Annotated in this window: 4 protein-coding genes; all 4 read right to left on the bottom strand. The window is 64.9% G+C overall.

Going from position 1 to position 7053, the window contains the following annotated elements:
• Nucleotides 1-527: 527 nt before the first annotated feature.
• The 4 genes from N7422_RS17615 to N7422_RS17600 all read right to left on the bottom strand — a co-directional run bounded on the left by N7422_RS17615 (nucleotide 528) and on the right by N7422_RS17600 (nucleotide 7043).
• The gene (locus tag N7422_RS17615) at nucleotides 528-3578 is read right to left on the bottom strand and encodes a multidrug efflux RND transporter permease subunit (protein ID WP_279807738.1); all 3051 of its coding nucleotides are present in this window, start codon (nucleotides 3576-3578) and stop codon (nucleotides 528-530) included.
• 13 nt (nucleotides 3579-3591) lie between these two features.
• Complete coding sequence (locus N7422_RS17610) at nucleotides 3592-4734, bottom strand: efflux RND transporter periplasmic adaptor subunit (protein ID WP_279807737.1); 1143 nt, start codon at nucleotides 4732-4734, stop codon at nucleotides 3592-3594.
• A 144-nt stretch (nucleotides 4735-4878) separates the two neighbouring features.
• Complete coding sequence (locus tag N7422_RS17605) at nucleotides 4879-5976, bottom strand: DUF1513 domain-containing protein (protein ID WP_279807736.1); 1098 nt, start codon at nucleotides 5974-5976, stop codon at nucleotides 4879-4881.
• Nucleotides 5977-5978: 2 nt separating this feature from the next.
• Nucleotides 5979-7043 carry an imelysin family protein gene (locus tag N7422_RS17600; protein WP_279807735.1) on the bottom strand — a complete coding sequence of 355 codons (1065 nt, stop codon included), beginning with the start codon at nucleotides 7041-7043 and terminating at the stop codon, nucleotides 5979-5981.
• Nucleotides 7044-7053: the final 10 nt, after the last annotated feature.

Below are 7053 nucleotides of genomic sequence, written 5' to 3'. Positions count from 1 at the left end.
GTATGTAATTAATCTCTCTATTCCATCGCAGGGCAAACCCGCTGCCACGCAATAGTCATCGATATATAAATCTTTGTAGGGACGGGCTTGTCCCGCGACAGGTCGAAACAGCCAATATATATAACTGTCAAGTAAATAACTTCGCACTTCTTGCTCTTGCTCTTGCTCTTGCTCTTGCTCTTGCTCTTGCTTCTAAGCGCGCGATAGTTCAGGCGCCACAAATTGCGACTTCAGTAGGCCGAGCGTAGGACTTGCGGAGGGAGGTGACGGGCATGGATGCCCGTCAAGCGCTGCGCCCCAGGATGGGGCGTTCAGCGCGGTCCTCCCGGGAGCAAGGCCGGAGCGAGGGGACCCCGGAGCGCAGCGCAGGGGCCGGATGAACGGAGCCGAACGGTTTTGCCTACTTTTCCCACGAGAAAAGTAGGCCGCCGTAAAGGCGGAAAGGTGACTAACTGTCGCTATCGCCCACGAATGTGCATACAAGTTTCAAAACAATCAAACCCAAACCCAAACCCAAACCCAAACTTTCACCCCCCCGAAACAACCCCCCCAGCCCGCGCCCCCCTATGCGCCAAAACGGTATAGATACAGGGCAACACAAACAACGTGAACAAGGTCCCAACCGACATCCCCGTGGCAATCACGATCCCGATATCGAACCGGCTGACCGCCCCGGCCCCGCTGGCCAGGATCAACGGCACCATGCCGAAGACCATGGCCGCGGTGGTCATCAGCACCGGCCGCAGCCGAATCGCGGCAGCTTCCTCGATCGCCTCGCGCACTCCGAGCCCGTGCTCGTCTCGCAGCTGGTTGGCAAACTCGACGATCAGGATCCCGTGCTTGGTGATCAGCCCGATCAAGGTCACCAACCCCACCTGGGTATAGATGTTCATGCTCGAAACCCCGAGGAACAGCGGCAACAACGCCCCGCAGATAGACAACGGCACGGTCACCAGGATCACCAGCGGATCCCGAAAACTCTCGAATTGCGCCGCCAGCACCAAGAAGATGATCGCCAGCGCCAGGCCAAAGGTCACCCACAGTGCGCTGCCCTCCTGGACGAACTGCCGCGCCTGGCCCGCGTAGTCCACCGAGAAGCCCTCCGGTGCTTCTTCCCGGGCAATGGCGCGCACCGTGTCCAGCGCCTCGCCCATGCTCACCAGCGCAACCCCCTGGATGATCGCCGCGTTCAACTGCTGGAACTGATTGAGCTGGCGTGGCCGGGAGCGGTCGCTGAGAGTGATGAGCGTCGACAACGGCAACAACTGGTTCTGATCGTTCTTCACGTAGTAGCTGTTCAGCCAGCCAGGATCGGCGCGGTAGGGACGCTCGACCTGGGCGATGACCTTGTAGCTGCGGCCCTCGAGGGTGAAACGGTTGATCTCCGCCTCGCCCAGCAGGGTCGCCAAGGTACCGCCCAGGGCGTCCATGGACACGCCCATCTGCGCCGCCTTGGCCCGGTCGATATCGACCACCACCTCGGGCTTGTCGAACGCCAGGTCGATATCCAGGAAGGCGAACTTGCCCGAGGCCTGGGCGCGCTCCTTGACGCGCTGGGCCACGTCCAGCAGTGCCGGGTAGTCGCCGGCGGTGTTGATCACGAACTGGAACGGCAAGCCTTCGCCGGTGCCGGGCAGCGAGGGCAGGTTGAAGCCGAAGATCTGCAGGCCGCCAATCTGTTCGAGCTCGGCCTGTACCAGCGGCAGCAATTGCATCTGCGTGCGCTCGCGTTCGTTCCAGGGCTTGAGCAGAAAGCCACCGATGCCGCTTTGCACGCCATTGAAACCGTTGATCTGGAACGATGAGTAGTACTCCGCAAAGCGCTTGAACAGCGGGGTGAACTCGTCGGTATAGGCGTTGAGGTAGTCGAGGTTGGCGGTCTGTGGCGAGCTGCTCATCATGAAGATCACCCCCTGGTCCTCGTCCGGGGCCAGTTCGTTGCGGGTGAACATCAGCAGCAGCGGGATCAGGCACAGGATCAGCACGGCGAACACCAGCACCACCGGGCGGCTGTCCAGGGTGCCGTGCAGCACACGCTGGTAGCGCACCTTGAGGCCGTCGAAGATCAGGTCCAGGCGATGGGCCAGGCCACTGGGGTTCTGCTCGTGGCGCAGCAGCAGGGCGCACATCATCGGCGACAGGGTCAGGGCGACGATGCCGGAAATCACCACCGCGCCGGCCAGGGTCAGGGCGAACTCCTTGAACAAGGCGCCGGTCAGCCCGGTGAGAAAACCGATCGGCGCGTAGACCGCGGCCAGGGTGATGGTCATCGACACCACCGGCAAGGCGATCTCGCGGGCGCCTTGCAGGGCCGCCTCGGTCGGCGTCCTGCCTTCCTCGATATGACGATGGATGTTCTCCACCACGACGATGGCGTCATCCACCACCAGGCCGATGGCCAGCACCATGGCCAGCAGCGTCAGCAGGTTCAGCGAGTAGCCCATCATCTGCATGAAGAACAGCACGCCGATCATCGACAGCGGAATGGTCACCACCGGGATCACCACCGAACGCAGGGCACCGAGGAACAGGAACACCACGACGATGACGATCAGCACCGCCTCGCCGAGGGTCTTGATCACCTCGTCGATGGAGGCCTGGATGAACAGGGTGGCGTCGTAGGCGATGGATGCCTTGAGGCTCGAGGGCAGTCCTTCCTCGAGCTGCGGCATGATGCGTCGCACTTCCTTGATCACTTCCAGCGGGTTGGCCGCCGGTGTGGCCTTGATGCCGATGTACACCGACGGCGTGCCATCGAACGAGCTGACCGTGTCGTAGTTCTCCGCGCCCATCTCGATGCGCGCCACATCGCCCAGCAGCACACGGCTGTCGCCATCGGTCTTGACCGGCAGCGCCGCGAAAGCCTCGGCGGACTTGAGCTCGGTGGTGGCGTTGATGCTGGTGACCACGTACTCGCCCTTCACCTCGCCGGCGGCGGAGAGGAAGTTGTAGCGGCGCACGGCGTTGGTCACGTCCACCGCCGATAGGCCGAAACCGGCCAGTTTCACCGGGTCGATCCAGATGCGCATGGCGAACAGCTGGTTGCCGAGGATCTCGGCTTCGGCCATGCCCGGCAGGGTGGCCAGTTTGGGCTGGATCACCCGCGACAGGTAGTCGGTGATCTGCGGGTTGCTCATCTCTTCGCTGTAGAAGCTGATGTACATCAGCGCCGAGGCGTCGGCGGCTTCCTTGCTCAGCACCGGGTCCTCGGAGTCCTGGGGCAGTTTGTTGCGCACCTCGTTGGCCTTGGCCAGCAGCTGGGTGAACAGCCGGTCGCTGTCGGCGCCGATGCGCGCATAGACAGTGATCACCGAGAAGTTCTGCCGGCTCACCGAGGTCATGTAGTCGATGCCGTCGGCGCTGGCCAGGCTCTGTTGCAGCGGCTGGGTGATGTAGCCCTGGATGGTCTCGGCGTTGGCCCCGGGGTAGGCGGTGGTCACCGTGATCAGGGCATTTTCCATCTGCGGATACTGGCGGATCTGCAGCTTGCTCCAGGCCTGCAGGCCGAGCAGCAGGATCAGCAGGCTGACCACGCAGGCCAGCACCGGGCGGCGGATGAACGGGTCGGTGAACGCCATGGTCGCCTCCCGGTCAGTCCGCGTCTGGCGCGGCGGGCTTGAGGGCTTTGTCGGCGCTGATGCGGATCGCCGCGCCCGGGCTCAGCTTGAGCTGGCCGGCGGTGACCACCTGATCGCCGGCCTGCAACCCCTTGTCCACCACGACCCATCCTTCACGGCGCTCGCCAGTCTGCACGGTGCGTTGCTCGGCGATCAGCAGCGGCTGGCCATCAGCGTTCCCCTGCGGCTGGCCATCCTCGGATTTTTTCTGGCTGACCACGTACACCGAGTTGCCGTACAGGGTGTAGGTGATGGCGTTTTCCGGGACCACGACCTGCTGTTGCGGATCGGGCAGCAGCAGTTGCAGGTTGGCGAACATGCCAGGCAGCAGCTTGCCCTCGGGGTTGGCCAGGGTGGCGCGCACCAGCAGGTTGCGGGTGCTTTCCTCGACCTTGGGGTTGATCGCGCTGAGGCTGGCGGAGAAGGTCTGGCCCGGATACGCGGCCACCTGCACCAGCACCCGTTGGCCCAGGCTCAGGTGCGGCAGGGCCTGTTCGGGCACGTTGAAGTCGACGTAGAGGCTGGACAGATCCTGCAGCGTGGCGATCACCGTGCCGCTGGCCAAATACGCGCCGACATCCACCTGGCGGATGCCGATGGTGCCGCTGAACGGCGCGCTGATGCTTTTTTTCGCCAGCGAGGCCTTGAGCTGGTCGACCACCGCCTGGTTGCGCCGATACTGGGCGCTCAGGCGGTCGTACTCGCCGCGGGAGATGGCCGAGTCGCCGACCAGCTGGCTGCCCCGGCCGAAGTCGACCTTGGCCAGCCCCAGGTCGGCCTGGGCGGTGCCGAGCAGGGCGGTTTCCTGGTCGCTGTCCAGTTGCAGCAGCAACTGGCCGGCCTTTACCTGTTGGCCCGACTCGAAGTGCAGCGACCTGACCGTGCCGGCCACCTCCAGGCTCAGCTCCACGCCCTGGTAGGCCTTGAGGCTGCCGACTGCCGGCAGGCGCCGCTGCCACTGGCGCAGTTCGGCCTGGGCCGCGGCCACGCTCACCGGCGGCTTGGGCGCCGAGAACATCTGCACCTGCTGGTAGATGGAAAAGGCCTTGATGCCCCCCAGGATCAACACGATCAGCAGGACGACGGCCAACATGATCAGCATGCGGCGGCGCAACATGGTCCGGTTCCCTGGAGGTGGATGTTGTTGTTCGTTGGGCACGACCACGGGCGATCCGGCCCACGTGCGGTGGGGGAAAGTATTGTCGGTTTTTGCGAAAAGGGGAGGGACACGCCTGTGTCCCTCGATAGCAACTACAAAAAATCAGACCAGATGCAGGTGGTTGTCCCAGAATCCGGACGGCAGGTTCATCGGCTGCCCGATCAGCTCGGCCTTGCGGCAATCATAGTAGCGGCAACGCCCTTGCCCGGAGGTGACCACGAAGCCGTCCTTGACCGCCCCGACCCCGGCGCAATCGGGCATCGGCGCGTCGAGCTTCACCGCGCCGCTGTCCAGGTCCCAGATGAACAGGCGATTGGCCCGTGGCGCGGTCAGTGCCACCAGGCGCAGGTCGCTGTGGATGGCGACGCTGGCGGTGTACTGGGCCATCGATTGCAACTGGCGGTCCGCGACCGGGAAGGCCCTGAACGGCTCGCCCGGGCGCTTGATCGCAAGCAGCTCGGCGGTCTCGTCCGAGCCCCCCATGAACTGCTGGCAGGCGGCGATGGTGCCATCGTCGCCCACCGCCAGGTGGCGCACGCTGTTCATCTGCTGGGCCAAGGTCTCCTTGCTCAGCAGGGTGCCGTCGCGCTGCATCAGCACCAGGCTCGGCTGCATGGCGTCGAGGTTCATCTCCACTCGGCTTTCGGCCTCGGTACGGATGCCGCCGTTGGCCACCACCAATGTTTCGCCATCCGGCAGCCACGACACTTCGTGCGGGCCGATGCCGTGGGTGGAGATCTCGCCCGTGTGCACCAGGCGCTCGCCTTCGAAGCGGTACACCCCCAGCACGCCCCGGCCGGGGTCGGTGGTGTCGTTCTCGGTGGCGTACAGCCATTCGCCGCTCTTGTGGATCACCGCGTGGCCGTAGAAGTGGCGGTTCGGCTGCGAGGCGATGGTCTGCAGCAGGCGCCCGTCGCGCAGGTCGACCAGGTAGCTCTCGGTCCCGGGGCGACGGGCGACGAACAGCGCGATGGGCAGGCTTGGGTGGTTGATGATCGCGTGGCAACGCTGGGCCACCTGGGTGCTGAACACCTCGGTGCCGTCCAGGCGGAACCCGACGGCATAGTGCCTGCCTTCGCCGTCGTCGCGCGCCGAGAGCAGCAAGGGTTCGCTGCCTTTGTTGCGGAACAGGCTCCAGCCGCCCAGGGTGAGGGCGCTGAGCAATACGCTACCGAGTTTCAGGGCCTGGCGTCGCAGCATGATCAGTCACCGTCGTTGGCATTGAAGCCCAGCTGGACGTTCAACGCCTTGGCCAGTTCGCCTTCGTGGAGGCGGTGGACGACGTTGAGGGCGTCGTAGATCTGGTTGAGGGCCTGCTTGCCAGTGTCGTCGGCCAGCAGCTCGCCCAGGGTCTTCTGGTTGTCGGCCAGCAGCTTGATCGCGGTAGCGTAGGCGTCGTCGATCTTCTGCGCCAGTGCCGCCTGGTCCTTGCCCAGCAGGCCGCGCAAGCCCTGGTTGTCGACCCCGACCCATACCGTCTGGGCGGCCTTGAGCGAAGCTTCCAGGCTCTTGATCGAGGAGTGGCTGCGCCAGGCCTCGGCCTGCAGCGGCTGGGCGATGCCCTTGCTCTGGCGCCCCATCGGCGCGCCGAGCTTCTTCTTCAGGGTGTCCAGGGCGGTGACCTGGGCGCGCAGCAGGTCGGCGATGGCCTCGTGGGAATCGGCGTAGCGCTGGTTGGGGAACTTGGTCATCTGCGAGAGCATGCCGTCGGTGCTGTTCCAGCCTTTGAGGATCTCTTCGGCCAGGGCTTTCTGGTGCTCGCCGATGGCTACCAGCAACGGGCAGTAGCGGGCCTTCTGCTCGGCGCTGGCGATGTCCGGCTTGCTGTCGAACAGGATGTACTCATAGGCCGACAGGCCACGCACCACGACGCTGGCCTTGCCCAGCGACTCGGCGTCGACCGGCTTGTCGCCGTTGACCAACTGCTCGACCTGGCGTCCGACCAGGTTCTTCTTGTCCGGCCAGAATTGCACTTGCCAGGCCCGGTTGCCTTCGGCCAGCGGCCCGACCAGCAACGGTTGCAGCTCGGCCCAGGCTTTCTGCGCGTTGAGGAAGTCGGCGCGGGCGGTCTCCAGGGGCTGCTTGCCTTCGCAGTAGGCCAGGGCGCTGGCGGCCAGCGCGCGGTCGGCTTCGACCCAGCGGCTGTAGGTCGGCAGGATCACCTGCTTGGCGATGGCGGCGGAGGTCACGGCCTGCGGGTCCTGCGGCGAGCAGGCACCGAGGGCGAGTGCGGCGAGGCTGGTGAACAACAGTTTGGGTCGGAACATGCCCGGCTCC

The sequence above is a fragment of the Pseudomonas sp. GD04091 genome (genome assembly GCF_029836165.1).
Taxonomy (GTDB): domain Bacteria; phylum Pseudomonadota; class Gammaproteobacteria; order Pseudomonadales; family Pseudomonadaceae; genus Aquipseudomonas.
The sequence above is the reverse complement of the archived record's forward strand: the minus strand, read 5'-3'. Positions and strand labels throughout refer to the sequence as shown.